The organism is Enterococcus sp. ZJ1622, assembly GCF_011038845.1.
In the GTDB taxonomy this organism is placed as follows: domain Bacteria; phylum Bacillota; class Bacilli; order Lactobacillales; family Enterococcaceae; genus Enterococcus_B.
This window is the reverse complement of record NZ_JAAKDW010000055.1, coordinates 1-619: the sequence shown is the minus strand read 5'-3', so window position 1 is coordinate 619 and position 619 is coordinate 1. Positions and strand designations below refer to the sequence as shown.

Annotated in this window: 1 pseudogene; it reads right to left on the bottom strand. The window is 51.2% G+C overall.

Features of this window, described 5'->3' with window-relative positions:
- Positions 1 to 619: pseudogene (locus G7Y42_RS14900) on the bottom strand (hypothetical protein); the annotation flags it as partial.

The following is a 619-nucleotide window of genomic DNA, read 5'->3' as shown; positions in this document are numbered from 1 at the left end:
CCGGCAAGACGCTGCTGGGTCTCCAATCCGATGACATCAGGTTCTCCTTTCGTATCAAGCAACACATTCCCGAATTGGTCATACTGATACCCGCCCCACATGTGCTGGTCGATCCACCCGACTTTTTTTGACAACACTGGACGCATTCGACCGACCATCGGTTTGTCTTTGCCATAGCCGATCGGTATCAGGTCTTTCTCATCGACATAATTGTGTAGTTTCCCTGATCTTGTCAGCAGATCAGCGACCACTCGTTGGCTTGGCGTCAATACCGTATAAATATTGGGGCCTTGGAAAAAATATCCTCCACCGAGCCGCCTGCTTTCCTCCAACGACAGATCAGCAACAGCATATTGTCCGTTCATGGAACCTAAAGAATGACCATAGACGAAAAACTGGGCATTGGGATAATGGCGCATCGCTTCCTTCAAGGTCTCCGCAGACGATCGTAACTGCGGGGGCGGCGTACCTTGTTCAGCCGCGAGGATCTTGCGGGCAATGTCCACATTGTTGACGACCCAGTCTTGCCACACATCGCCACTTTGTCCCTTGATGTTATCTACACCTGTCGAACCGCGGTAAAGCACCGTTACTTCTTTGACTGCCAGTCTTTCCGGCA